Below are 26,551 nucleotides of genomic sequence, written 5' to 3' on the forward strand. Positions count from 1 at the left end.
GCGTTGCGCTCACATAGCGAGGAGGTTGCTATGCGTAAGGATGTTCTGACCCTCGTCGGCGGCGTTTCTGTTTGCCTGTCGTTGCTGCTCACCAGCTGTCGTACGCCGGAGTCGGGAGCCAGCTCCCCGCCCAGGTCGCAATCCGCCAGTCAGTCCGACGGTCAACCCGCCGATCTCCCGTTACCCACCAGCATGCCTCTGCGGGACTACGAAAAAGTCCTCTACACCTGGCTACTGAAATTCGATTACAAAAAGCTCGGCTGGAAGCACGACAAGGGCGTGCGCGACACCGGCCCCTTCATCCGCAACGAATATTTCGGCACCCATCCCGCCGTGCGCATCTTCTACTCGCCGGAGGTCATGCGCTGGCTGGAGGGCGGCCGCCAGGGCGATATCCCCGACGGCGCCATGATCGTCAAGGAGATGTACACCGCGCCCGGCGTGCTCTATCAAGACCTCGCCAAAGACCCCAAATATCAGGCCGACCCCGACGCCTATGAAGCCATGCTCGGCAAGCTGCTCACCGCCTGGTCGGTGATGGTGCGTGATAAAGCCGGCTCCAAGGATGGCTGGTTCTGGGCGGGACCCAGCGGCGCGGGAGAAGGGCAGACCATTGCGGAAGCGGTGGACAGCCAGTTGGACAACTACAGCCACGCGCCGTACTCCAGTTTCGGCGCGCCCTGCCTGCGCTGTCACGGTTCGGCGGAAAATATGTTCACCTTCAGCGCACTGCGCAATGTTGAAGGCTTCTTGCCGGAAGAATATCCCCTGCGCTTTTTCGTCGATACGTCCTGGCGCAGTCCCGATCATCTGAGCAGTTACCCCCTGTCTTTGTTGAAAGACGATCCCTACGCCCAGTCGGTGTTTGAAATTCCTGAATTGCAACGCCCCTGGGAAGACTCTGAAGTACCCGGTCTGCAGGCCTTCCTCAGCCAGCATATGGGGCAGGCGGAGCTCTCCGCGCTGCCGATGAAGAACGAAGCCCTGCCTAATCCGAACAGCGCGTTCCTGAAGCAGTTTCCGGAGTTGGCGCGCAGCGTCTATCTAAAGGTGAGACCTTTCCCGTCGCAGTGGGCCGACCATGTCGTGCCCGGTCCCGATGGCGCGGAAGCGTTCATCACCTCCAGTAACTGCCTGGGTTGTCATGGCGGCCTGGGCGGCTTGCCATATGGCGTCACCATGTTTCTGCAGACCGGTCCTAATTACGGCGAAGGCTTTAATGTCTCCGAGTACGGGGAGTGGCGTTGGTCGCCCATGGGGCTGGCCGGACGCGATCCCATTTTCCATGCGCAGTTGGAAAGCGAAATGGCGTATGTGGCGGCGGACGGAATGATGACCCCGACGCCCTTGAAAGGCAGCGTCGCCGATACGCAAACCGCCATCACCAACACCTGTCTGAGCTGCCACGGCGCCATGGGGCAGCGTCAGTTGGAAATCGACGCTGCGGTCGATCCGGCCCTCGATCCCAACTTCAAGGTGGATTATTTCTATCTCACCCAGGTGCTCTCCGCCGCGGAGCCGAAACCCGCGGACTACGCCTATCACAAATATGGCGAGCTGGCGCGGGAAGGCATTAGCTGCGTGGTGTGTCATCACATCAACGAGCCTTCCGCCGAGCAGGTGTCGAGCTGGAATCCCACCAATCCAGGTTGGCTGACGCCCCTGACGCCGAAAGAACTGGCGTTTGGCCTGTTCCACAATTCCACCGGGCGCTTCGAACGCGGACCGGATGATGAGTATTACGGCCCGTTCAAGGATGTTTCCACCCGCCCCATGGAAGACGTGCTGGGCGTGAAGCCCGTGCACAACGGCTTCATGAAGGATTCGCAGATGTGCGGCACCTGCCACACCATTAACCTGCCCAATATCGGCATGACCCAGAATCCCTACCCGGTGCTGGACGCAGCCGAAACCAATCCGGCGTTTAAGGATTACTCTCATACCATCGAGCAGGCTACCTTCCTGGAATGGCAGAACAGCGCTTTCGCCCAAGGTGAAAACGACCCCAACTCGGACTTCAAGAGCTGTCAGGGCTGCCATATGCCGGGCGGATTTGAAACTCTGGACGGCAGCATCGATATTGATCAGCTCGTCACCCAGGTCGCCACGATTCAGGACGCCAACTATCCAGCCGCAGAGCACACCCTGCCGCTGGAAGACATCGATATCCCCCTGCGTCCGGACTACAACCGTCACGAGCATGTAGGTCTGAATGTGTTCCTGCTGGAGATGTTCGACCAGTTCCCTGAGATTCTCGGCGTAGATAAAACCGACTACATGACCGGCGCTGACAACGGCGTGGATCTGGCCATCGACAATATGATTCTGCAGGCGCAGAAGGAGACGGTGGACATCGACGTGAAAGTGGAGGGCGTCAGCAACGGCGTGCTCACCGCCAACGTCACCCTCACCAACAAAACCGGCCACCGCTTCCCCAGCGGCGTGGCCTTCCGCCGCGCCTTCCTGGAGTTTCTGGTGATGGACGGCGACAAAGTGGTGTGGGGCTCCGGCCGCACCAATTCCGTTGGCGTGATCGTGGACGGCAAAGGCATTCCCCTGAAAACCGAGTTCCTGCCCAGCCCGGACGCCTATCAGCCGCACTATCAGCTGATCACCCGTGAGAATCAGGTGCAGATCTACGAAGAGCTGAACCAGAACGCGCAACACGAATTCACCACCAGCTTCGTCCACCGCGTCTACAGCCCCAAAGACAACCGCCTGCTACCCAAAGGCTGGCGCGTCTCCACCGTATTCAAACCCGAAGGGCAGGTGATGGAGCAATTCATGGCCTCCACCGACCCCCACGGCGTCGGCGACGACCCGGACTACCAGGACCAGGGCCCCGGCTTCAAAGGCCAGGACGCACTGACCTACAAAGTCACCCTGCCATCCGGCGTCAACACCGGCGCCCTCAGCGTAAAAGCCACCCTCTACTACCAATCCATCCCCCCCTACTGGCTAAAACAACGCTTCACCACCGCCCCCAACGGCGCGGCCACACAGCGTCTGTACTACATGGTCAGCAGACTGAACCTGGAAGGAACCCAGATGGAGAACTGGAAGTTGGTGTTGAAGAGTATGAAGGTTAGTGGGTTTTGATACTCCCTTTATTTAGGACGTAAAAAATGATGGCGCTGGCTAAGAAGAAGTCAAAAAGGAAGAGAAATTGAATTCTCAGTAAGGCTCTACTACTTTAAAAATGGGCTTATGGGCAGATTTTGGGTCGCGATTCGCGATCTGTGAAAACAATGTCCGAGAGAATTGCTCTTGACAGGCTTTTACACGTGACTGAATAGTACTTGGTCTGTGCGTAAGAGTGCCCATAAGCCTTCTTAAATTAAAGAAAGAATATGAGTAGACTGGAAAATCTAAGGGCTGTGGTGAGTAGACCTCAGCTTGCAAATTTATTAGGTATTCGCCCCTCTTTCTTGACGTACACTCTCTATGTACGTGGTGTGAGTAGCCAGTATTGTAAGTTCTCGATTCCAAAAAAGGCGGGAGGTAAAAGATATATAAAAGCTCCCCAAAAAGAGCTGAAATATATCCAGTCCGCTTTGTCTACTCTTCTCTTAGACTGCCTTGATGAAATTAATAAAGAGAAATTCCCAAAATCAGAGTTGGTTTCACCAAAAGCCGAGCATTCGAAGACACTCAAGGTTAAATGCAATAGTGCGAGAGTAAAACAGCCGTCGCTATCACATGGATTTGAGCGTCAGCGCTCAATTATTACTAACTCTATGATGCATCTCGGAAAAAAGAATGTCTTAAATATTGACTTGAAGGATTTTTTTCAGAGTTTTAACTTTGGTCGAGTTCGTGGTTTTTTTATTAAAAATGAATACTTCAAACTTGACCCTACTATAGCGACGACAATTGCCCAGATAGCCTGTTATGACAACCAGCTTCCCCAAGGTAGCCCATGCTCTCCTGTTATTACCAATCTTATAGCTCATTCTCTTGACATCAGGCTGGCTCGGCTAGCTAAAAAGTATTCATGCACTTATAGCCGCTATGCCGATGATATTACGTTTTCGACACGAGAACGAATTTTTCCTCCTCAGCTTATGCGAGAAGATGATGGCATATATACTCCTGGGAAGCGGCTAAAATCCGAGATCCAGCGTTCTGGATTTTCCTTGAATGATAGAAAAACACGGATACTATATAGAGACTCACGGCAGGATGTGACAGGGCTGGTAGTAAATCAAAAGCCCAACGTGAAGAAAGAGTATTGGCGAACAGTTCGGGCTCAGTGCCATTGGTTGTTTAATATTGGAGCCTTTACGATGGTGGTTGATGGTAAAGATATTGAAGGAAATATTAATGCATTAGAGGGTAAGCTTAACTTTATCGATCAGCTTGACCATTATAATAGACTAAGGCAAAAACCGGCATTGAACCCTAAGTATCAGTTAAAGAGAGAAGTAAAAGGTAGAGATTCACTGAAGGCTCGGCGCTATTTATTCAGCGCTCGAGAAAAAACATTTAGTCAATTTTTATTTTATAGGCTATTTTACGCAAATGACAAGCCGACTATCCTTACAGAAGGAAAAACAGATAATATATATCTAAAATCTGCCATTCAGTCTTTGGCCGCGTCATATCCAAAATTGGCAATAGAGAATCCTTATCAACTACTATGCCATTTTGTCAGCTATACAGAAAGAACGCGTTTTCTACTTGAGCTTTATGGAGGGGCGGACTATTTAAAAGGTTTTATTGACAGCTATAAAGATAATTTTGAGATGTATAAAGCCCCGAAACCAAGGCACCCTGTTATTGTATTTGTTGATAATGATAGCGGTCCAAAAGATATTATAAGTAGAGTGAATGGATTGGGTGAGGCAAGTGTTTTTCCACCTAAAATTGAAAAAGTAAAAGATGTTAGAAAAGCTGATTTCACTCACTTAATGAAGAACTTATATTTGGTTCTTACCCCTCGATCTGAAGCCGATAAAGATACGGATATTGAATTTTTCTTTAAGGACGAGGATAGACTTAGAAAATTTAACGGAAAATACTTTAATACAGTGGATAATAGAGACGAAACCAAGGATTTGAGTAAAGAAGCTTTCGCCAGAAACATCGTAAAATTTCAAAGGAAGTCTATCGATTTTTCAAAATTCACATCTCTTTTAGACAGAGTTGTAGCGGTGATAGATCATTATGAAACTATCAAGTAGATAGTTTCGTTTGTAACCATTTGACAAAATAAAAGAACGGATGAGTGGAATAGGGGAAGCGCCCTGCGATAGTGCTGGATGCCATATCTGAAATTTTCAATGGGCTAATCTATATGTTAATAAGAGAAGGTTTTTTGTAAGTTTACTTCTATTATATTGATTATAGATTAGCCGTCATGATCACTTAACTAAACCTTTAGTACCGCCAAGTGAAGGCTTGTTTTAAATTTAGGTCCTCTTCCGCCAGAGTTGCTTCCAACATAAAACCGGTGCAAGTTTTCTTCAGCATCGCTAGCAACAGACTCTGCTCCACCTTGTCTAAGAGCATCATGAAGGCTCCCTTTGGGTATCTTTATGTTTGTATGATTGCTAAATACCCAAAAGTTGAGAGAGTTGCTACAGCCGAGTTCCGCAGCGGCTGCTCTGATAGCTTTACAAACATTAGAATAAAGGTTTTTGTTTGCATCTACTAATGCTTGCTTAAGTATTGAATCTTCGCCTTCAGAGTTTAAGTTCTTTACATAGATGTCCTGTATAATGCTTTCCGCGGATACTCTGAAGTAGTTCATGGCTGTTTTAACTGCAATAACAATATCATTCGCCTTTGTTGCATCTACGCCGAAAACCCAAACCTCATTGTCAATAATTGCTGCTTCCTTTAAAGTTCCTTTTATAAATGTCTGGAAAGGCGAGCCACTCTTAGCATATTTGGCTTTCCAAAGCGAATACGAATCTAGACAAGTTCTAAGTATAAAGTCTTTTTTTCTTTTACCATTATTAAGAATTAAAGAGACATCAACTTTATACTCGTACCTTCCTTCTGCAATAGACATTGCTCCATTATTACTCACCATTATCTCCTTTACTTATCTTCAAAAACCTTAGAGCTTTCACCGGTTACGAATTCTGCTTCCCCTGACTCAAGTACTTCTATGGAAACATCCCTTATTTCTTTGCTCTCTTCTGTTAGTTCTTTGAAGTTGCTTGGGTCATACTTCTCGCATTTCCATATATCCATGACCTGCATTTCATTTTCGCTAAGGTATTCGTCAAAAACGTCAAGTGCTTCTCTCATCGAAGATGCGGGAACAACTACAATACCGACTATATACTCGGAGCCATCTAAATTCATGGGTGAATGCTCACTCATAGAAGCTTTATGATGAATAATCCAAGCTGATACAAGTCTCATAGACTTCTCCTCTAATTAATGACAATAAGTCTGATCTGTTTCCATTGTATAGACGCGAGTGACCAGAGGTCCATATACCATATAAGTCAATACATAGCATTCTATACATTAATGCGACAATTGGTGTCGCTTAAAAAGTTAAGGCTTTATGCCAGTATTACGGAGCTTGTTACTATTATGTCCAATAATCCCCTTTATTCCTCACGAAACTCCTCTTCATTGGGATAGCCACCATTCGAATATGAGAACTTTAGCTCTGCATTATGGTGAAAGTCTACTGAGAATGCGCGTAAGTTCCTGATAGTTTGCACTCTTTTACTAGCTAGTAGATGAACAATGAGTTCGAAGGAGGAAAATACTGCGCTCATAATTATTTAACTCTGTTATTGAAACTCATCCACTAAGTTGTATGGTATGTGCTTACTCACTTCCACGAGAAAGTCATGAAGGGGAATGTGAGCGTCACAGTGGGATAAGGGTACGCTCCAGCCGTAATCCTCATCCCATCTTATGACATCGTACATATACCTGAGGGCCACCAGAGAGGAGATGTTACGGTCAGGCTCTCCGTATCGCCACTGGATGATAGCTCCCGGACTTTCTTTCTTATCTGATGGATCGCATACGCCTGTAAGCAGCTCAATAGCCTCAGAGACGGGCATCCAGGCAAGTATTCTCGCCGTGCAAGAATCGAAACCGATCCAATAACTGTCGCCACTAGGGTCAGTCTGCCGGAAACTAATGTCGTAAACGAGGCCTGCTGGATACTGGACGGCGAGAATATAATAAGCCCCTCCTCGCTCGGGGTCGCCTTGCATCCATTTTGGACTGTAAGAAACTATCATTAGCGAAATAGGTGATAATTTGTAATATTTTTGCGGCCCATTGATCACCGGGCTTATCATAAATAGAAAGCGTTATTATGTTGTCTTTAAAATACAATGTATAGAAAGCCAGCTTGGTAACTAGCTAATAATATATTGTTAGATTTATATATGGATATAGCGCTTAGATCATCTCATCTTGTGTTCGGGGAAAGAAAAATGATAGTTTTTTTCGCCAAACTGGGCGCCAATTTACGAATCGCCTTCGACGAATCCAAGGCTGGCTGTTTCCCAATATTCAGAACGGAACTAGATACCTTCCAAGGCATATTTGTGAATTCGGACTTATCCAATCCGCTTGGCGAGAGCTACGGCGTAAAGCATTGATGCTCTGAACCCCCAGTCACCGTAGGTTGGATAAGCGAAGCGCCATCCAACAGTTTTTCTCACTTGTCGCGATACGTTTTTCGCCTTCCGGTGATGCCTGTTTGTTTCTTTCCACGACGGACTTTAGGCGTTGTTATCGCTATATTTCTTTCGGGAAGACGCTCGGATAACATCACAGCGCTTCTCCATTTTCTGGAGCCTGATCTCCCATCACTCAACGAGTAATACTTTTACAACCTCATATGAAAAAACACTATTTGGCCGGACTGCTGTGTGGATTACTGATTAGTGGCGCCGGCGGGCGTTCCGCCCTAGCTGCAACGTCGGAAGAGTTGTTCAAGAGCGGGCAGTATGAAGAATTCTTTTCTCAGGCTCATGAAGCGGCGGCCAAGGGCGACGCAGACGCTCTGTTTTTGCTTGGTAAAGCTTACGACTTGGGAAAAGGCGTTAAGGAGGACCGCGAGCAGGCTCGTGTTTTTTATCAACAGGCTCGTGAGAAAGGCTCTGCGCGAGCCAGCCATAATCTGGGCGTGATGGAGATTGACGCCAAGCGACCCAAGGCCGCTATTCCGCTTTTGCAGGAAGCATTGGAGCGGGGGTTGAAGATGCCTACCTATATTAACCTCGCGGCTGCGTATAACGAGCCCGATCCTACCTCTGTGTACGCCGTGGCGGGCGTGCTTCCCAATATTCTCAAGTCCGGCGATTACTACGCCCAGGCGCATGAATTGACGCCGGACGCAGGATATGACTTCGAAGCTTCCCGGCAATATGTGCGCGCTTACCAGATGTCCAGGCATCTATTGCCGGGAGAACGTGATGGTTTTGACTCGTCCGCCTTGAGAAAGCAGGCGGTGGAGTGGCTGCAGAAGGGGATGGACAGAGGCCTCAGGCAGGCATGGACCAACTACGGGGTGCTAATGCTTGATGAGAAAAACTACGCGGAAGCCCAATCCGCCTTCAGCAAAAGCGCGGCGCAGGACGAGCCGGTGGCCCACTATCATCTGGCTCGCATCGCGGAAATGGGATGGGGTCAGGAAGAGCGCGATAGAGAACAGGCGTTGATTCACTACGAGAAAGCCGCCCTGCTAGGGCTGGAAGCGGCCCGCCAGCCCGCCAGAAGTCTGTTGGAAGAGGAACTCAGATACGAAACCGACATAGATAAGCTGGAACAAGGCCTCAAACGGCTGGAGGCCCTACGCAAGCCGGATGATTATAACTACATATCGCTGAACTCGCCTGAAGCCCGCTTGATGTGGGGGAAATTCTTGCGTGATCAAAAACGAACAGCTAAGCCTCTCCCCGCACTGCCGATCATTCTAAAGGCCTGCGGACTGGGATTCAGTCAGCCTCATGGAGAGCAATTCAACATCGGAGAAAATTCGAGCTGGCGTTTGGAAGCGCACAAAGCACTGGGCGAAGTTGAATCGCTTGCTTTCAGTGGTTTAGTAAACGCCGAAGGCTGCGCTGAACTGGACCAGGAAATGCCGGAAAACGTGCGCGCTCTACTCAATGAGGGGGCGGTTCTAGCGCTCAGATTCCCCAACTATTCGTTGCCTCTGCAATGGAAAGAAGAAGCAAAAAATATCCTCCTCGACATGCAACCCATTGGCGCCCCACTGCCAAGCGGGAGTTAACTACTAAGCCGCTGACATTGCTCAATCCTGAAAACGCCCTGAACCTCTACGATAGGCAGGGCGTTTTTCTTTATTTGGGCTTATCCAATCCGCTGACGAGCACTACGTAGTCTCTAACTCCCAATCACCGTAGGTTGGATAAGCAAAGCGTCATCCAACAGCGCCCCAGAGCCGCCACTTCATACCCCCAAAATCGGGCTTAATCAGCTCCGCCAATGCCCATATAAAAGCTCAGGCTTGATTGCAGGATGTTGCTTTCTTTATTCGGCAAAAAGGAAACGCTGTATTCGACAAAGTCGTCGAAGGTGAGTGGTTCTTGAGGCAACCCAAGTGAGAGAGGCTTTTGACCATCAAAAGCGTTTTTCTCCAACTCCGATGTCACTATGCTGCTCAGCGAGGGCGAATAGGTTGGCGTGAGCTGAGCGTATTGAGCATGCTTTTCGATGATTTGCCCAATGGACTGGCTTGTGGGGGCTGGATTCTGGCTGGAGAAAGAATAGCTGACCTCAAAGTTATACATGTCACAGTATTTGTGTTCTATAACGGCGATATCGCCATTTTTATACACAAGATAAAGCTTTTTTATATATTCATCACTTTTTCTGTCTCGTTCTGTGCTCCAGTGTGAAAGCGCCACACTGCTATCTGTTACGGCCGCCTCCTTAACAAACGAAGCTTTATAGTGGCACTGGGCTTCTTCAGCACAAAAAGCGACAGGCGTAACAAGCATGAGAACAGAAAAACTAACGGCTTTCATTGATGTCATTATCTTGTTTTGATACCAAATTCATTTAAGTAATGAATGAGCTTCCCAAATAAGCCTGCCTGGATTTCAAAGAACTCGTTTTCATGAGCCTCATCATACTTGGGATGGTCATCACTCCAGTAGGGATACTTCAACTCCGCCTTCATATGCTCAACTATCGCTACATTTGCCAGCGCTTGAGCTTCCTCACGGGTAAGGCTAATCGCAGTCATAGTGTCAGCCGTTTCCATATCACTGGGTGGGGGCTTGTTTAGAATACGCGTCACTTCAGGATAGTTTTCGCTCTCGGCGATGGCTTTTAATTGTGCAATGAGTTCGTCGGGAAGAAACACGGCTTTCATGGTGGCGCTATGATTACTATCCGCCAGGTTATACGGAATGTGTTTACTCACTTCCACGAGAAAATCCCGAAGCGGAATGTGAGCGTCACAGTGGGATAAGGGTACGCTCCAGCCGTAATCATCATCCCATTTTATGACATCGTACATATATCTGAGGGCCGCCAGAGAGGAGATGTTACGGTCAGGCTCTCCGTATCGCCACTGGATGATAGCCCCCGGGCTTTCTTCCTTCTCTGATGGATCGAGTACGCTTGTAAGCAGCGCAATAGCCTCAGCGACGGGCATCCAGGCAAGTGTTCTCGCAGCGCAAGAGTCGAAACCGACCCAATAGCTGTCGCCACCAGGGTCAGTCTGCCGGAAACTAATGTCGTAAACGAGGCCTGCTGGATACTGAACGGCGAGTACGTAATAAACCCCTCCTTGCTCAGGTTCGCCTTGCTTCCACTTTGGACTGAAAGAATTCTTCATTAGTGAAAAGGGTAACGCTTCATAGTATTTTCGGAGCCCATCGCATCGATATTCATTGGGCTTATCATAAATGGAAAGCCCTATTATGTTGCCTTTAAAATACAATGTATAGAAAGCCAGCTTTTGAACTATTCAGTAATTTATTATCGAATCTCTGTGCGGATATATTGTTGTGGTATTTAAATCTGTGGGTGATGAAAGGAGATGGGGGCATGTTTGGTGAAAGTAATAGATTGATTGTCTGAAGAAATAATTCGGATGCCGGTTAACACCAGCATGTTGCGGCTTATTGTTCTTGCGTTTTTTTTCTCGTGCTAACAGTCTCATTCAACGGATTAATACGTTTGGAACTATGGCAGTTCCAATACTGGCGGGAACATTGGTTGCTCTCTTTGGCGTAGGAGCTGGGCTGACGGTATTGATGTCAGCGTCTTCGGTTCTGCTCTTGATAGGTATTGGCTACACGCATCGGCCGTCAGCGAGTGAAGTCCACGCTTTGATTTGCGCTGCATCGGGAAAGTTGGAGAGATTTTACTAAGATTCGTTCCGGGGTGACGTTCGCCTGAAAAACATCGTCACGTGGCTGACAGACTCAGTGCTTAATTCTAATAAGTCGTTCTAGCCTTTTTGCTGGTTCCTCCTTGAGGAAGCAACAAGCTTGGGCAAGTTTTGTGCTGCTCCTTCCAAATCCTGTACATCTCGAATGCTTGCCTTCATTTATATAGATGAAGGCATAAAGATGCATAAAAAATAATAACAAAAATCACATAAATTTAGCGTCATTGCACTGATGTGTCGTTACGCTTTTATATAATGCACTCATTGACGAAGCAGGGACATTACGCTTCACGAAGGAGATGATAATAATACATATTGAATTCCTTTTTATATAAGGAATTTATATCTAATACACTCCGTCCGCTGCTGATGCGGATATCTATGGACGCCATATTTTTGAATATGGATGTAGGTAAGCTAGCGTTTTATTTTTTTAAATAATAAAGCGCCAATGTTAAGTTAAGGGAATATTGTGCAGTTAACAGAGCTATCAATTATAGATGAAGTAGCCGAAAGACTACTTGACCTACCAAAGGATGTGAGTAATGACGAGGCCATAAAGTCTAACCTGGATTTTATGAAGGGGCTTGTTAAAGAAAATATCCCAGAGCGTATGCTGCTGGAGATTCTGGACTCTGAAGAATTGTTGGAGAAAATCGCGGGCCGTTCATACGAGCACGTCAATCACTTCGACAAAATAGTACTAGTAGATAACCCTGACCCAAGAGGGTACAGGTTGACCCTACACAATTGGAACCCAAATCTGGACGACTCTAAAAGGCATGAAGAGTTGGTTCATAATCATCGATTCAGCTTTTGGTCTCATATTTTCAGAGGAAAACTCTCTTCTGATAATTTCATTGAGGCGGATGAAGAGTCAGTAGAGCTGAAAACATTCCGTAAATATAAGTATATGCCTTCAAAGACAGGAAATATTCATACCTGTGATTTTGAAAGCGAAGCCCAACTGAACAAGATCGCTAAAACGGAATATGTTAAGGGACAAACCTACTATCTGAATTACCTCGTTACACACAGAGTTAATTTTCCTGAAAAAGGTGAAGCGTTATGCACCTTTGTGCTGCGCGGCCCAAGAGAAAGGGAGTTCACAAATACCTATAACACGTTCTACCCCGATCGTGGCAAGGAGCATAACACTCCTATGATGAGCCCGGCGCAATTGGAAAATAAACTAAGAAGGATTTTGGAATCAGCATGAAAAGTCTGAAGATAGATAACTCTCAACCAGTATTTGAAGTAAAAAAGGGCCATAACGTATTTAATCAACTTGCTGTAAAAGTTGATATGAACGGCGTGACGGATGAGCAGTATTTTGAATGGCTGGACTTCGTGGCTGAAGATGCGGCGAAACACATCAACGGCGTGCGCTTTCTGGAAAAGGAAGGCGTCAGGGAGAATCCGCCTCTAAATACCGCCGTCTACTACGACACCAAAGATTATAAGCTCTTGCCGACAGGTGCGCTTTTACGGACTTCATGCAATAAAGTCACTCATGCTTTCTGCGCTTTTAAAATGCCGGAAAATGAGCATGGTAACAGGCTGGATCGGCGTCATGTTTTTCAGGACGAGAAGAAAAAGCAAATTCAGGAGGCTCCATACAGTCCTGAGTCCGTCAAAATTGTAAAAGACTTACTCAAGGATCAAGAGCTTGATCAGCCAGGTAAGTATTTGTTCAGAGAGTTTAATATCGCTGGCGATGAGCTGGAGCCAGCTGTTGTTCTCTTTGGTAACCGTTCTACGTTCTTTGTTCGAATTGACGAGTATGACGTACTCCGTTGCTCATTGGATCGATCCAGAGTCATGGATTACAGAAAGGATATTAATGGAGAACGAAAGGCTTTCTTCCAGGAAGTGGAAATCTCCATATACCCAAGAATCAAAAAAGAAATCTCTGAAGATGTGCGCATTATCGAGCTGATTGACTATCTGGTGGATAGCTTGAAGCAGCGTTTCTCAACAAAGGTTATCTATGACATCAAGTATCAGCGCGCGGCTGAAGCGTTAGGAATAGAGTAACTGGCGATAGCCGGACACGATGCGTGTCCGGCTGACCTTTGGGAAGATAATGAAAATACATCTTATCAGGCATGGTCAATCCAAGTGGCAAACAGGAGAGAGCGCCAGTAAGGATAGCGCCCTTACTGAACTCGGCGTCAGGCAATCGCTGCTGCTCGGGGGAAGGCTGTCCGCAATCGTTAACGATAACCAAACGGAGAACGTGTTTTATAGCAGTCCGTTGATTCGGTCTGTGCAGACAATAAACGCGGCTGGCGTTAATTACTCGATTGCTACCGGATTGAAGGAAGCAAGTTTTCATGTGGCGAGCGAGCTGCCAGGTTTCGCACATCCGGCGGAACATGAGCGGTTACTTTCCGATAGCCAAAAATATCTGTATTTCAGGCGCACTGTTGAAGATGTGTTCAAACAGCTTACGAATAATGAAAGTAAGGATGTCTTTCTATTTACTCATGGAGGAGTGATTAAAACTATTCTGAGAGTGATTCATAGTACAGACACCGTTTGCTACAAGATAAACAATTGCTCATTAACAACACTTACATGGCGTCGCTCTAGATGGCACATGGATGCGCTTAATGAGTGTAATCATCTTCCATTGGAAATGGTGACTTAAATTTTATGAGTGAAAATGGATTTTTGCAGAGTTGTTTCAGGGAGATAAAGTGCAAGCATAAATCTCATTTACACAAAAAATCAGGCTTCGATGATTCAAATGGATTGATAATTTTGAAGCCGGAATTGGCGAATAGTTTGATTAATACCGAAGCGGTATTTTCATACTTCCACCTGCTTTGTGATAAATACAGTGTTTGCATTGACAGCTGTCATATTCTCCCAGGCAGATATTTAAAAGAACATAACTTGATAAATGGCGTATATGAGAAAGCCTATGTATACGCATCCATGTCCCCCAATGTGTTCGCTGCAAATCAAGAGCTGTACACGCGCATTGTTGCGCTATCCGGCTCCGAGTGCGAGGTATACGGAAGTCTGTCGTTACAAAGTTTAGGCTACTCTAGCCAACACATAATGGCGCTTTGGCGTTGTGGTGAGCCAGCCGTTCGTATTGAAGAGGGACTTTATGTTGTTGAAGCAGACCTGGATGGAAGAAGAATAGTTCTGGCCAATGGATTTTACCCGCTTCAGCTTAGTCATTTTATATCGGATAAAAGCCGCTCTATCTTCTTTACTTTTCATTCGGATTCGCCCTTTGAAATATTGAAGTTTTTTCTTCAAGGAAGTACGAACCCGGAAGAAAGTCACCCAGACTCCTTAAGAGGATTTCTGTATAGAAATAAAGATAAATTCGGGATTGATATAAATATATCAAGAAACGCCATACATCTGTCTGGCTGTGAGCAGGAAGGGATCAGGGAGGTAGATTTAATGAGAGAGTTAAAAGTCTGGAGTACAGTGGAAGTTAGGGAATCATGAGCACTTATATCATCGGAGACATTCATGGGTGTGCGAATGAGTTGGACCGTTTGCTCCGTGAAATTAAGTTCAACCGACTCCACGACAAGCTCATTCTTACTGGAGACCTGGTTGGTAGAGGTCCCGACTCCGAAGAAGTAATAGAACGGCTTATGGAGTATGGCGATGCAGTGGTTAAGGTGCTTGGCAACCATGACTTGAAATTTCTGGCGACGCACTATGGGTTGGCTCCACCGAAGAAGCTGGATAACACGGAGAGGCTGTTGCGCAGCCATAGAGTTAAGGACTATGTCGCCTGGCTTGAGGACTCCAAATTTACTCATTGGGATGAGGGCTGCGCCGTCATTGTGGTGCACGCGGGCGTACCGCTTAACTGGCCGGTCAGTCAGCTCAGGAAAAAGGTGATGTTACTGGAGAAATCCGTAGCGGAGCATGGGTATGAATGGCTTCTCCGCAAGATGTATAGCATTGGGTTGCCTGATCATCTGAACAATGACTTTGAATCAAATCTTATATATACCGCACAGGCGCTAACCAGGGTCAAGTTTGTAGATGAAAATGGCCAAATGAATACCCTATTCAATAGTGCGCCAGGATCTCAACCCAATTATCTCTACCCTTGGTATGCGTGTAGAGATGTGAAGAGAAACGCAGGATACAAGATTGTATTTGGTCACTGGGCGGCGCTGGGTTTGACCATTGGTGATTATTACATATGTTGTGACGACGGTTGTGTTTGGGGAGGAAATCTATGCGCAATTAACTTGGATGATTTAAGTGTCACCAAAGTGGCGAGTGACTATAAAGCGGATGCATAGATGTAAAATAAAGGAGTGTGGTTATGGATATTGTTATTGTTGTTTTAATATTTTCTATCGTGCAATCTATATTGGGCGTTGGTTTGTTAGTTTTTGGGACGCCTACGCTACTCATGCTGGGCTATGGATTTATAGAGACGTTAATTATACTTTTACCTTGCTCTTTAGTCATCAGTGCGGTGCAAGTAAGCACTTCATGGCGTCAGATCGATAAACTGAAATTAACCCTTCCATTATTATCTATTCCCACCATTGCTATTGGGATATATTTTTCCGCTAGTTTTGATGGGCCCAGTGTACTATACTCGCTGATTGGTGTGGGAATGGTGTTGACGGCTATTTCGAGATTATCTGTTAAAGCATCTGCTTTCATGGGCCGTCTTGCTTCGCGTTTTCTCTTCTCATATATTCCAATTATGGGGCTGATACATGGATTGACTAATATGGGAGGCGCTTTGCTTACCATACTTGCTTCAAATCTATACAGTGATAAGGGAAAAGTGCGTAGCAATATAGCGTATGGATATTTGATCTTTGCTATAGCGCAGCTAACTGTTATCTTCACTATCCTGGGCGAGGATATTCGCTCTCTAAATTACTATTATCCAGTCATGGCGGTTGCTGTTTATTTKAGCGTAGGAAAGCTGATTTATAATAATATAAAGAGCGGCCTATACAATCATTTGGTGACTGGTTTGTGCATGGCGTATGGGTTAGTCCTACTGTTTACTAAGTAGAAAAGGAGTTTCTTTTGTGAAGGTTGCCTTTTTGTTCTTGTTGGGAGTGGTTGTTGTATTTCAATACTCGAAGTTCCCAATTATTGTTCCCTATCTTTCATCAGACATGGGAATGACTATCGTCGAAGCCAACTCAATTCTTTCTATGATCAGCTTTATAGGCATTTTCTTTGGAGCTTATCTGGCGAGTCTTGTTAAAAAACTAAGCGTAGAAGTCATTGTGACCCGGTCTCTGGTGGTCGCGTCTCTGGCTTCGTTGGCGATGTACTTCACAACAGAATCATATGCTTTCGTTTTTCTGAGGGTAGTTGAGGGGATCACTAATATCCTGATGATGATCGCCATTCCTACGCTCCTGTTCAAAGTGTGTAAGAACAACACCAATGTCGTGATGGCGTTATGGGGGGCTGTGTTTGGGGTCGGTTTCGCCGCCGCCAACGTTATTTTTCCTTATATTATCTCGATTTTTTCATGGGATGCCGTGTTCCTGGCGCACTCACTCATGCTCCTTTGCTTACTGGCGGCCTACCTGAGCGTTTACCACAAACCTGCCGAGGCTGCGCCCGTCCAGGCGAATACGGACGGTTTTGGACTGTCCATATACAAGAGGCTGCTGACGCACAGACCTTATCAGCTCATCATGATAGTGTTTCTGTGCTTTACGCTGATGTACATCTCAAGTGTGTCCATGATTACTTCTTTCCTTTCCGAGAACGCCTCGGAAGGCATTGATTATGCGACCTCAATTATTTTCATATGCACCCTCCTTGGGGTTCTCTCCGTCCTGGTGACTTCTTATTTGATCAGCAGGAACGTCTCTCCGCTATTGATGATCGCTATTTCGGCGGTTTTTATTGGCGTTAACGCGGCCTACCTGTTTGATACGGATAATTTATCTCCGCTCCATTACTGCATCCATTTTCTGTTTCTTGGCGTGTTTGAAGGCGCAGTTTTCTCCCTGGTGACATTGGTAGCCTTCAATGAGCATGACATGATCGAGATTAAGTCTGGCTATATTCATACTGGCAACTTTGGCTCGTTTTTTGGCCCTATTGTCGCTTCTCTGTTTGTCGCTAATGGCGATTGGGATAATTTAAAGTATCTTTTTGCCGCGGTGGCGGTTGCAGCCCTGATATTCAGCCTGCTCTCGTATGTAAGGCTTGAAGTGAAATTAAGAGAAGTCGCAACCCAGGAGGGATGAAAATGGATAACTTGGAAATTGAAAGGAAGTTTCTTGTCGAGCGCTTTGAGCCGCATCTTATGCAGGTCAAATCAGTACATAAAATCCGGCAGGGTTATATGTTTCTGGACGACACTAAGGAAGTGCGTTTGCGTAATAAAGACGAAAAGTATTACCTCACCATAAAAGTCAATCAGTCTGGCATCGTACGTCAGGAGTTTGAGTACGCCATTCCTGCTGCGGATGGAGACCGCTTATTTGTGTCCGCTATAGATAGCTCTCTGATAGAGAAAACCAGATATATAGTGTCTGTAGCGGATAAAGAGTGGTCCGTCGATGTATTTCATGGTGAGAATGAGGGATTAATGATGGCGGAAATAGAGCTTGATAGTGTTGATGAGCCCTTTATTTCCCCAGACTGGCTGGGGCTTGAGGTAACTGAAGACCGACGTTATCGTAACGCTTACCTTTCCCATACGCCTTTTAGCTCATGGAACTCTAAAAGTGAATAACGTCATTTCAGTTAATAATGAATCGCTGCAATCGTTTCCCGTCATAGAAGACTATTCCGCCTTACGGGAAATTAGTTTGAACGGAAATAGGATTAGCGAAATCCCAAATGCTATTGGACTCGCTGCTAACCTGAAAAAATTCAGCGTCTTCGATAATCAAATCGCGGAGATTGCGTCTGAAATCTGGAGTCTGACTCAGCTTGAAGATTTGAACGTCAGTAAGAATCAGTTAGCCGCGATTTCCAGTGAGATTGGCAATCTGACCAAGTTGAAGTTAATCGATATCGCGCATAACAGGTTGAGCGAGATTCCGGGTTCGATTGCAAACTGTCGTGACGTGGAGTTTTTATATGCCAGCAACAACAAGATTGCTGCGCTGCCGGGTTCACTGACGCGTTTGGATAAGCTGCTTTACCTTAACCTGAGCGATAACCCGCTGGCGGCGTTGCCGGAAGATTTCAGTTTTGAGTCACTGGTGGAGTTCAGGCTATATAACAGCGGTCTTGCCGCCTTGCCGGATTCTTTCTTCCTGTCCCGAACGCTGAAAGAAGTGTACCTCCAGAACAATCGTTTAACTGAACTGTCGAAGACGGTTGGTCGTTCAACCAAGCTGCGTAAGTTATTCCTGGAGGGCAATCAGATCACGGCTTTGCCTGATGAAATTGGAGGCTGCGCGTCACTGGAAGAACTCGATTTGCGCAACAACCCCATTGAGCGCCTGCCAGACGCCATCGGTGAACTGAAACAACTGCGTCTGTTGGATCTCAGAAAAAATCGTCTGGAAACGCTGCCTGAATCAATCCTGTCGTTGGAGAACCTCTGCAAACTGGATCTGCGCTGGTCAGAACGGCTAAAAATGCCGGAATGGCTCGACGAACTCAGAGCAAGAGGCTGTCTGGTTTACTGCTAATGCTGGCTCGCCAGAATATTTCTGATTGGACTCTGGCTAACGGGTCTTAAGGCCGACAGCAAGTCTTGCGGGTCAACGGAATATGTCTGGCGACTGTGTTCAGAAATGCATCCAGTTGGATATGCCCGCGACAGTAAGCGATGGGAGTGCTCCAGCCGAACTCTTCATCCCAGGTCAGGATATCGTAGGAGCCTGGGGCTGCGGCGATCTGGGGCGCTTTGGCGTCTGGTTCGCCGTCGCGCCAGGGCAATATGGCCGCGTCGGCCTGGTAGTCTTCCTCGATGTAATAGGCTCCGGTCAGGTATTGTAAGGCGTCTTTGACGGGCATGTAGCCCAACACGTCTGCGGCGGGGGAGTCGAAGCCGTTCCAACATCGGGCCTGGCCGCTCTGGCGGTCATAAGCGCGATACATGGCGTCATAAACCAGCCCCGCCGGATAGGCGATAGCGACCAGATATAGAATGCCGACTCTACACTCTGTTCCGGATAGCCACATGGGCTTTGCAATCGTCGGCGATGTCATTAAATTTCACTTTTTCCTGTTCTACTTTCCCGGCGTATACTCGGGTTGAAGCGGTTCGCTTTGTGCGGAAAATTATCCATGTTGAGGGCGGAGCTGTATAGAAAGCCAGCTTGGTGATTGGCGGTTTATTCTGAGAAATACGCTGCATTCGCGAAGGGTAAATCCTCCGGCCGCTGGTTAAACCGGGAATAGTGGGCTATCTGTTTTTAGCAGAGAACAAGGAAAAGACTTTTAGTAGTGGGCATCTGAGAGACGAGTTGAGCAGGGTTATGGCTAAAGCAAGCGCGATAAATACGCCGGTGCATATTGTTCTGGTCGGCGATTCCATTTTTGATAACGCATCCTACGTTGATGAAGGCGACTCTGTTGTCGAGAAATTGCAGGCGGCGGTTGGGGAGGACGTGAAGGTGACCCTGATCGCGGTGGACGGCAGCGTCACCACGGATGTGTCGGAGCAACTGGTGGATTTTCCTGACGACGTCTCTCACGTCATCGTGAGCTGTGGCGGCAATGACGCCCTGAGCGTGATTAACATTCTGGACGCCCGCGTCAACACCGTCGGCGCGGCCATGCGCGCAATGGACCGGGAGCGCGACGCCTTTCGCTCCAACTACAGCAACATGCTGGAAGCCCTGCTGGAAAAAAGCCCGAATCTGGTGGTCTGCACCGTTTACAACAACACCCCGGGCCTGGGGGCGGAAGCGTTGGCCGGGCTGGCGTTATTCAATGAGATTATTCTGGAGGAAGCCATCGCCAGACGGCTCCCTGTCATTGATCTGCGCAACCTTTGTCAGGATGTGGGAGATTACTCCGCCAAGTCCCCCATTGAACCCTCCGCCCAAGGCGGGAAGAAAATCGCCAAGGTCATTCAGCGGGTTGTGACGCTGCATGCGTTTGGGACCGGAGAGAGCAGAGTCTACGTCTAAGCACACTTGCCTCGCTTCAAGCGAGAAAACGGGGCGGGTATACGGGATAAACCCGTTCGCCCTGAGCCCGTCGAAGGGCCTTCCAGAGCGTCAACTCCCCCCACTTCCAGACGTTGCTTTATGATTCCGCCGGTCCGGTTTGCGCGAGATCATCCTGATAGTCAGCAAGAATATGCTGGTCCAGCAGCTCCAGCCTGACCTTCAACGCTTGTGCGTATTCAGGCGTTGGCGGCGCATTCACTGGAATCAGATTCTGCACCGATTCGCCTTGCTCCACCGCCGCCACCCACTCCTCCATAGCTCCGATATAGCCATCCAAAGCGCAGGCGGCATTGGGCGCGTCTTCCGTGGTGATATAAGCCGTGGGCAAATCGCCGGTAATCACCCAGACCCATTCATCCACCTCCGGCCGCGTCGGGCGAATCTGAAAAAGAAACACCCCCAGAATGCCTGGCGTATACATGCCGATATAAGACTGCAGAATCCCCTCGCACCAATTGTAGAAAGCGAGTTCATCTCCCGCCGCGCGCAGAAGCTCGGAAAAGTCGTCTTTATCCTGTGAAAGCGTTTTTAAGTAAGCGGAAGTTTCCACCACTTTACTCATATCGACATAGTGCAAGTCAGACTCCTGATAAGCTGTCCCATTAAAACCAGCGCCTTTATGCCAAAGTTATTCGAGCAGGGGAATAGCCAGCAGCTGACCCCAGACGAAAAAAACGCGAATAAAGGGAGACATAAACCACCCCCCGCTCGCCCTGAGCCCGTCGAAGGGCCTCCCAGAGCGCCAAAGACCCTAAGTAAAGACTGATCCAATACAACACCCACCCCCACATACTCTCGCCCACCGGGCCACTAAATACCCCCGTTCGCCCTGAGCCTGTCGAAGGGCCTTCCAGAGCGCCAAAGAAACCGCCGACAGACCAGACGCCTTTGCCTGAACTGAATAGGTAAACCTATAATCGGGAGCGGTTCTAACCGTGGCTATAGTATTCGTAGGAAAAGGGTGAGGGGACACATCCATAATCAAGTTGCCAGTCGAATGGCGACGTCCCTCGCAGAACGCGGAGAACTTACAAACGGAGTAGTGCATGAAGAAAAGAATGACATTGAGCCGCATCGGCGCTGTCTCTTGTCTGCGCGGAATAGCGGCTTTGTTTGCGCTGCTGTGGGCAGCGGCGACCTTTGGCGTTGAGAAAGGCGTTGATCAACAAAAAGTACTGGCCTATGTGGAGAAGCTGAGTGAAATCAAGTCGCCGCAACAGGCGCTGGATTACTGGCGTTCGCTGGAGCCGGAACTGGGCGAAACAGACGGGCGTTATGAATACTGGCTGGGGAAAATCTACCAGGACTTGCAACAAAACGAAGCAGCGCTGCAGGCGTTTAACCAAAGCGTCAAACTCGATCCCGGCAATCGCTGGCCCTACATAAAAATCGCCGAGATAGGCATTCAGCAGGGGGCGTTCGAGGCGGTGGAATCACTGATGAACAAACTCATCAACGCCTACCCCGACTGGTCTGTTCCTCCACTGACCCTGGCGCAGTCCTACTACGCCAGCGGACGCTATGACGACGCGGTGAATGCCGTGACAACCTCCCTGAAGATCGAACTCACGCTGGAAGGCTACGTGCTGCTAAGCAAGGCCGCATTGGAGACCAAAGACTACCTCACCGTCGTCCAGGCTGGCGTGACGGCGCAGGAAAGCGATCCGCAACTGCAAAAAGACCCTGAACTGTCCGAACGCATTGTGCAGGCCCTGGTCGGCATGGAACGTCGCGACAAAGCCGCTGTCTATCTCAATGACCAAAAGTCCGCGTTGCCTGCAGAGACGATTCGGGCGTTGCAGGAAAAATACGGGCTTAAGTAGTTTTTGCCTCGGCGCTCTGTGTTGCATGCTGCTTTTTGAGGCCTGAATAGAGAGTTTGCGCCTGAGCTTCGGGATGGTTTGACGTTCATGAATAAGCTGCTGGAAAGCAAAATCTTGGATGTCTTAGCGCCACAAATCACATGCCCAGAACTTCTTTTAGCTTTTCTAAAGCCTGGTTATGTTTGTTATCTGGCATTTTAGCCAGATTTATCTGTTTCCACTGAATGGCTGGAAGTTCACTCACACCTTTCAGGTTAAGTAGCCCCCAATCGGGCTGACGGTTTTTAAACGAAAGCAGAAAGCCTTTCTCGCTTTCAGTTAGTCCTTGATGAATCAATTCAACCAAGCGTTCTCTAACGGCCAGCAGTTCTTCCAGAGGGACATTCGTCTCGGCCATGTTTGCAAACTCACCTGCGTAGATGGCCGATATATCCTTATACTGTGGGCTGAGCAATTCGGCTATTGGTCGATTGTGACTTGATAGATAAACAAGCAAGGCTTTTCGTATTTCATCTGTCAGCCCTTCATTTTCCAAGAGCCACTTAACATCAAACAAATCTCTTGGGTGCTGCCTGTCTAATGCCGCGCAGATTTTTCCAGCATAGAGATCAGCTAGGGCCACCACAGGCACTTCGACGTAGCCGAACTCATCTTCTACTGCAGCGCACACTTCCATCAGTTGTGGCTCGTAAACCGTGCCCCGCAATACCGGCGATAATTCGACTTTTATTTGTACGCCATTTCGCGCAACTATCAGACGTAGCGCATCGCGTTTTGATTTATAGGCTTCTGTTAGTTCTATGTCTTTAAACGCTGCTTTTAGATCTGCGCTAATTGCACCCAATGCATCACAAATTTCCTTTTAAGCCTCATCACGGTCCTTCATGGGGAGATAGACCAGATCAATATCAACAGACAAGCGCGGAAGTTCTCTTACAAAGAGGTTGATTGCTGTACCTCCTTTGAGCGCAAAACATTTTTGTTTGGCGACAAATGGCAAAACCTGCATCAATAGCTGCACTTGTTTGTAATAATTACTGTTTTTATCCATCCCTGATCCTAACTTTTACTTACCGTTACCATATGTGACGGTACGGTGATTAGATAATCTGTATCCAGTTTGCCGCCTTTAGCGACAACGCGCTTTCCCGATCCCAGGTCGTAGTCTTCGACGTCCAGCTTGCTAAACCAAGGGTAGGCTTGACGTTTGGCCAGCCAGAAAAACAGCCGCTTGACCTTTACGCTCTTACAGGCTTTCAAAAGTATATCGAGTTTTCTGGGTGATAAGTTTACTAGTCCCTGCATTAGCTCATCGGCATGCTCAAACGTCAGCGCCTCTGGCAAGTCCGTCAACAACTCTAATATGGCCTTCTCTGGGCATGAGAAATATACGGGCGGCAATTCCACTGTCCACTCATATTCTTTGATAAAAGTCTTATCGGCTAACAGGCTTTCAGGCCATAGCTTGATGGTGCTGTGTCCTTCAAGCTCTACAGGTAGCGACAATCGTGTTAGCCACGCTGGTAACTTACCTGGCGCGTATAAATGGATATGTAGCTTACTGCCCAATGACAGATATTGTGATAAGCCAGACAAAGAAAGGGCTGTCAGCCCACCGACTACAACAGGGGGTACGTTATCCCCTTTACTTTTTTCCATGCGCTGCATAGAGGCGACTACACCTTCCCAGCTCAAAGAGCGGGAATACTGGCTATAAACGCCTGTAGCCAACAATAATAAAGTGCCGGTTTTAACAGCGTTGTCTAGCGCATGAGCACTTAAGCCTTGATCCGCTAGCCACTTCTTGGTGGCTAACATGCCATAAGGCAGGAGCGTTCTAAGTAATTGCTTATAGGCGCCTTTCGTTACGCTTTCCTTTAAAGTAACACCCTTATCCAAGCCCAAAAATCTCTTTGTCGGTTTATAGTTTTCTAAATATACGGCGATATTCGCCGTAAATTCTATGCTTTATAAACTGGCACAACTATACAGAGTTTACCCTTATTAACTTTTACGGCGATTATCGCCGTAAATTTATGAAATATTAAACCTCTATGGTTTTAGAGCAATAGCGCTATCCGGAGTGAAGATCTTCCATGTCGCCCGGACTCAAGCCGGGCGTCATAAAATCGGCGTATCGTCGATATCGAACTAGAAGGACGCCTAACTGCCTCTCCCGTAATGAAATCTAATTGTAACCATGCTGTCACCTCTTTCCGGTATTTCTGGCCCACTGCGTTCTGAAGTGAACTCTGATGAGAAGAGGTTTGAGTATGTCCGACATAAAAAAATTCGAATTCGACAACTCCGGAATTGATCCAGTCACCAACTTTTCCGGAAACCGCCCTTTCGCTTCCGTGCTTGAAACCCGCATCGCCCGCCGCACCGTCATCAAAGGCGGCGTCAGCGCCGCGTTGGCGGGCATGCTGGGCATGTCGCTGATCGGTTGCAGCAACGACAACGACGGCGGCGACCCTGATGACAACCAGGGCCCTTTGCTGGGCTTCACCGCGATCGCCACCAGTGTGGCCAATGAAGTGAAAGTGGCCGCAGGCTACACGGCGACGCCGTTTGTTCCCTGGGGCACGCCGCTGACCGGCGCGCTGCCAGACTATTTGGGCGACGGAACCAACACCGGCGCCGATCAGGAGCAACAAGTAGGCATGAACCATGACGGCATGCACTACTTTCCCATCGATGTGAAAGAAGGCGGCTCCAACTCCGAAGAAGGCCTGCTGGTGATGAACCACGAATACATCGAGCCGGACTTCCTGCACCCTGACGGCCCGACCGAAGTCGGCGGCGTTCGTCCTGAAGCGGAAGTACATAAAGAAGTGGCCGCCCATGGCGTCAGCGTTATTCACATCAAGAAAACCGCTGGCGTTTGGGATATCGTCCACGGCAGCCAGTACAACCGTCGCGTGACCGGCGCTACCGACATGGAGTTGCGCGGACCGGTGCGCGGAACCGACTATGCGGTGACCAAGCACAGCAATGAGGGAACTCTGGCGCGGGGCACTCTGAACAACTGCTCCATGGGGTATACGCCCTGGGGCACCTATCTGGCCTGTGAAGAGAATTGGGCGGGTTACTTCAAAACCGATGATGATCCCAAGCCGCGCAATCTCTCCCGTTATGGTGTGGGAACCCGTTCCCGTTATGGTTGGGACACCGTTGCGGGCGTGGATGTCTACGAACGTTTCGACGCCACCAGCAAAGGCGCCAGCGCTGCGGACGACTATCGCAATGAGCCCAACACCTACGGCTGGATTGTGGAAATCGATCCGTTCGAGCCGACCTCCACGCCGCAGAAGCGCACCGCTCTGGGCCGCTTCGGTCATGAAGGTATCATTTTTGGTCTGGTGGAAGAGGGCAAGCCGATCGTTTGCTATTCCGGCGACGACTCCCGTTTCGAATACATCTATAAGTACGTGTCCAATCAAGCCTATTACGCAGACACCGCCAGCGGCGCGCTGCTGGACGACGGCAAGCTGTACGTGGCGAAGTTTAACGATGACGGCAGCGGCGAATGGCTGGAGTTGTCTCATGGCGTAAACGGCCTGACTGTCGCTAATGGTTTCGCGGATCAGGCGGATATCCTGATCAACGCCCGCACCGCGGCGGACTCAGTCGGCGCCACGCCCATGGATCGTCCTGAATGGGGCGCAGTGCATCCCACGACTGGCGAGGCGTACTTCACGCTGACTAACAACAGCAAGCGTAAGGAAGACCAGGTCGACGCGGCGAACCCACGCCCGAATAATCAGTACGGCCATATCATTCGCTGGCGCGAGAACAGTGATTCCGTGACGGCATTCCAGTGGGATATCTTTGTGCTGGGCGGTCCCGCCGGCACGGCGACGCCGGGTGAGAGCGCGGCGCTGGTGACGCTGGACGACAGCAACAAGTTCAACAGCCCGGACGGCCTGTGGTTCGATAAGCGCGGCGTGTTGTGGATTCAGACGGACACCGGTGGCACAGAAGAATTCGGCAACGATCAGATGCTCGCCGCCGATCCGTCCACCCGCGAGATCCGTCGCTTCTTCACCGGTGTGGTGGACTGCGAAGTCACCGGCGTGACCTCGACGCCGGACCTGAAAACCATGTTCGTCAATGTCCAGCATCCGGGCAGCAAAAACGGCGACGGCAGCTACACCAGCAACTGGCCGGACGGCGGCTCCGCGCGTCCTCGCGCTTCCACTGTCATCATCACCAAAGACGACGGCGGCGTAATCGGCAGTTAAGCCGCG

General features: G+C 48.5%; 22 protein-coding genes and 1 pseudogene. 15 read left to right on the forward strand and 8 right to left on the reverse strand.

From position 1 onward, the window contains the following. Positions 1-30: 30 nt before the first annotated feature. Both KP814_RS24815 and KP814_RS24820 read left to right on the forward strand, forming a co-directional pair. Positions 31-3,099: a hypothetical protein gene (locus KP814_RS24815; protein WP_216739303.1), complete on the forward strand. Its 3,069-nt coding sequence runs from the start codon at positions 31-33 to the stop codon at positions 3,097-3,099. A gap of 251 nt (positions 3,100-3,350) precedes the next feature. Then, positions 3,351-5,183, forward strand: a complete 1,833-nt coding sequence (locus KP814_RS24820) for a retron Ec67 family RNA-directed DNA polymerase/endonuclease (RefSeq protein WP_216739304.1) — start codon at positions 3,351-3,353, stop codon at positions 5,181-5,183. 188 nt (positions 5,184-5,371) lie between these two features. Here the strand turns inward: KP814_RS24820 and KP814_RS24825 are convergent, their stop codons facing one another. Both KP814_RS24825 and KP814_RS24830 read right to left on the reverse strand, forming a co-directional pair. Next, entirely contained in the window at positions 5,372-6,034 is a 663-nt protein-coding gene (locus KP814_RS24825; protein WP_216739305.1) for a hypothetical protein, read from the reverse strand. A gap of 11 nt (positions 6,035-6,045) precedes the next feature. Next, positions 6,046-6,375, reverse strand: a complete 330-nt coding sequence (locus KP814_RS24830) for a hypothetical protein (protein ID WP_216739306.1) — start codon at positions 6,373-6,375, stop codon at positions 6,046-6,048. Between the two features lie 1,453 nt (positions 6,376-7,828). On the opposite strand from KP814_RS24830, the gene KP814_RS24835 reads away from it, so the two are divergent. Next, a complete protein-coding gene (locus KP814_RS24835) occupies positions 7,829-9,223 on the forward strand; it encodes an SEL1-like repeat protein (RefSeq protein ID WP_216739307.1) in 1,395 nt (464 codons plus the stop codon). A 199-nt stretch (positions 9,224-9,422) separates the two neighbouring features. Here the strand turns inward: KP814_RS24835 and KP814_RS24840 are convergent, their stop codons facing one another. Both KP814_RS24840 and KP814_RS24845 read right to left on the reverse strand, forming a co-directional pair. Continuing rightward, positions 9,423-9,980 carry a hypothetical protein gene (locus tag KP814_RS24840; protein WP_216739308.1) on the reverse strand — a complete coding sequence of 186 codons (558 nt, stop codon included), beginning with the start codon at positions 9,978-9,980 and terminating at the stop codon, positions 9,423-9,425. A gap of 8 nt (positions 9,981-9,988) precedes the next feature. Then, positions 9,989-10,798 carry a hypothetical protein gene (locus tag KP814_RS24845; protein ID WP_216739309.1) on the reverse strand — a complete coding sequence of 270 codons (810 nt, stop codon included), beginning with the start codon at positions 10,796-10,798 and terminating at the stop codon, positions 9,989-9,991. A 1,030-nt stretch (positions 10,799-11,828) separates the two neighbouring features. Here KP814_RS24845 and KP814_RS24850 point away from each other — a divergent pair. From KP814_RS24850 to KP814_RS24890, 9 genes are read left to right on the forward strand one after another with little or no spacing between them, the layout of a single operon-like run. Then, entirely contained in the window at positions 11,829-12,575 is a 747-nt protein-coding gene (locus KP814_RS24850; RefSeq protein WP_216739310.1) for a hypothetical protein, read from the forward strand. Then, complete coding sequence (locus KP814_RS24855) at positions 12,572-13,393, forward strand: hypothetical protein (RefSeq protein WP_216739311.1); 822 nt, start codon at positions 12,572-12,574, stop codon at positions 13,391-13,393. Before KP814_RS24850 ends, KP814_RS24855 begins: the two co-directional genes overlap by 4 nt. Before the next feature lie 49 nt (positions 13,394-13,442). Beyond that, positions 13,443-14,009, forward strand: coding sequence for a histidine phosphatase family protein (locus KP814_RS24860; RefSeq protein ID WP_216739312.1), 567 nt, complete (start codon positions 13,443-13,445; stop codon positions 14,007-14,009). A 5-nt stretch (positions 14,010-14,014) separates the two neighbouring features. Further along, on the forward strand, positions 14,015-14,830 hold the full coding sequence (locus KP814_RS24865) for a nucleoside-diphosphate kinase (protein WP_216739313.1): 816 nt from the start codon (positions 14,015-14,017) through the stop codon (positions 14,828-14,830). After that, a complete protein-coding gene (locus tag KP814_RS24870; protein WP_216739314.1) occupies positions 14,827-15,648 on the forward strand; it encodes a symmetrical bis(5'-nucleosyl)-tetraphosphatase in 822 nt (273 codons plus the stop codon). The genes KP814_RS24865 and KP814_RS24870 overlap by 4 nt, the downstream gene beginning before the upstream one ends. Before the next feature lie 23 nt (positions 15,649-15,671). Then, positions 15,672-16,385 (forward strand): TSUP family transporter, encoded by a 714-nt coding sequence (locus tag KP814_RS24875; protein ID WP_216739315.1) that lies wholly within the window; start codon positions 15,672-15,674, stop codon positions 16,383-16,385. 16 nt (positions 16,386-16,401) lie between these two features. Next, positions 16,402-17,586 (forward strand): MFS transporter, encoded by a 1,185-nt coding sequence (locus tag KP814_RS24880; RefSeq protein ID WP_216739316.1) that lies wholly within the window; start codon positions 16,402-16,404, stop codon positions 17,584-17,586. Positions 17,587-17,588: 2 nt separating this feature from the next. After that, positions 17,589-18,077, forward strand: a complete 489-nt coding sequence (locus tag KP814_RS24885; RefSeq protein ID WP_216739317.1) for a CYTH domain-containing protein — start codon at positions 17,589-17,591, stop codon at positions 18,075-18,077. Next, a complete protein-coding gene (locus tag KP814_RS24890; RefSeq protein ID WP_216739318.1) occupies positions 18,070-18,987 on the forward strand; it encodes a leucine-rich repeat domain-containing protein in 918 nt (305 codons plus the stop codon). The genes KP814_RS24885 and KP814_RS24890 overlap by 8 nt, the downstream gene beginning before the upstream one ends. A gap of 46 nt (positions 18,988-19,033) precedes the next feature. Here the strand turns inward: KP814_RS24890 and KP814_RS24895 are convergent, their stop codons facing one another. Then, positions 19,034-19,510, reverse strand: a complete 477-nt coding sequence (locus tag KP814_RS24895; RefSeq protein ID WP_216739319.1) for a hypothetical protein — start codon at positions 19,508-19,510, stop codon at positions 19,034-19,036. A gap of 269 nt (positions 19,511-19,779) precedes the next feature. Between KP814_RS24895 and KP814_RS24900 the strand changes: the two genes are divergently transcribed. Continuing rightward, on the forward strand, positions 19,780-20,436 hold the full coding sequence (locus tag KP814_RS24900; protein WP_216739320.1) for an SGNH/GDSL hydrolase family protein: 657 nt from the start codon (positions 19,780-19,782) through the stop codon (positions 20,434-20,436). A 118-nt stretch (positions 20,437-20,554) separates the two neighbouring features. Here KP814_RS24900 and KP814_RS24905 read toward each other — a convergent pair whose 3' ends face one another. Then, a complete protein-coding gene (locus KP814_RS24905; RefSeq protein ID WP_216739321.1) occupies positions 20,555-21,055 on the reverse strand; it encodes a hypothetical protein in 501 nt (166 codons plus the stop codon). A gap of 469 nt (positions 21,056-21,524) precedes the next feature. Here KP814_RS24905 and KP814_RS24910 point away from each other — a divergent pair, with 469 nt between their 5' ends. Further along, entirely contained in the window at positions 21,525-22,301 is a 777-nt protein-coding gene (locus tag KP814_RS24910; RefSeq protein ID WP_216739322.1) for a lipopolysaccharide assembly protein LapB, read from the forward strand. A gap of 136 nt (positions 22,302-22,437) precedes the next feature. Here the strand turns inward: KP814_RS24910 and KP814_RS24915 are convergent. Further along, positions 22,438-23,352, reverse strand: a pseudogene (locus tag KP814_RS24915) (nucleotidyl transferase AbiEii/AbiGii toxin family protein). 8 nt (positions 23,353-23,360) lie between these two features. Continuing rightward, positions 23,361-24,200, reverse strand: a complete 840-nt coding sequence (locus tag KP814_RS24920) for a type IV toxin-antitoxin system AbiEi family antitoxin (protein WP_253938622.1) — start codon at positions 24,198-24,200, stop codon at positions 23,361-23,363. Between the two features lie 374 nt (positions 24,201-24,574). On the opposite strand from KP814_RS24920, the gene KP814_RS24925 reads away from it, so the two are divergent. Next, positions 24,575-26,545, forward strand: a complete 1,971-nt coding sequence (locus KP814_RS24925) for a PhoX family phosphatase (protein WP_216739323.1) — start codon at positions 24,575-24,577, stop codon at positions 26,543-26,545. Positions 26,546-26,551 lie beyond the last annotated feature (6 nt).

This window comes from Hahella sp. HN01 (assembly GCF_018986435.1).
Classification (GTDB): domain Bacteria; phylum Pseudomonadota; class Gammaproteobacteria; order Pseudomonadales; family Oleiphilaceae; genus Hahella.